The organism is Phyllobacterium sp. P5_D12 (assembly GCF_054049495.1).
In genome coordinates this window covers 1-588 of sequence record NZ_JBFUMG010001157.1, presented here as the reverse complement: position 1 = coordinate 588, position 588 = coordinate 1, and the positions used below count along the sequence as shown (strand labels likewise).

At 60.7% G+C, this 588-nt stretch carries 1 pseudogene; it reads left to right on the top strand.

Annotated elements, in window-relative coordinates:
• Nucleotides 1-151: 151 nt before the first annotated feature.
• Nucleotides 152-588 (top strand): annotated as a pseudogene (locus ACXJ5O_RS29260) (type 1 glutamine amidotransferase domain-containing protein); the annotation flags it as partial.

Below are 588 nucleotides of genomic sequence, written 5' to 3'. Positions count from 1 at the left end.
AACGTCGCCGGACTGATCCTGGCCGTCAGGACCTATGCGGGTTTTAACCTCTTTTAACCAGCCATCAGGGAGGCGCCGCGATATCATGTCCGCGGTTCCGGATGGCCGGCTTCGGTCCGCCATCCGCCGTGAAACATCGGGAGGCGGCTTTATGAGCAAGGGAAAAGTGCTGGTCATGGGCTCGAACGCCACACGTATCGAAATTCAGGGAGGCGGCACCGGGCCGACGGGACAGTATCTTAATGAAACAGTGGTGCCTATGCTGGCGCTTGTCGGGGCAGGCTATGAAGTTCTGCTTGCCACTCCTTCGGGCGCCAAGCCCTACATTGACCCGGCATCGGACGCAGTCCAGCATTTCGGCGGCGATGAGGCGGCGTATCAGCGCGGCAAAGATTTCTTCGCCAGCGATTACTCGACGAACGCGGGCCGCACCTTGCGATCTGTGATCGAGGAGGGGCTTGATAAGTATGCCGGCGTGTTCGCGCCAGGAGGCCAAGGGCCCGTTGTCGATCTGATGCAGGATTCCGACGCGGGAGAGATCCTTCGGCATTTCCACGCGGCCGAAAAGCCCACCGCCTTGCTCTGCCA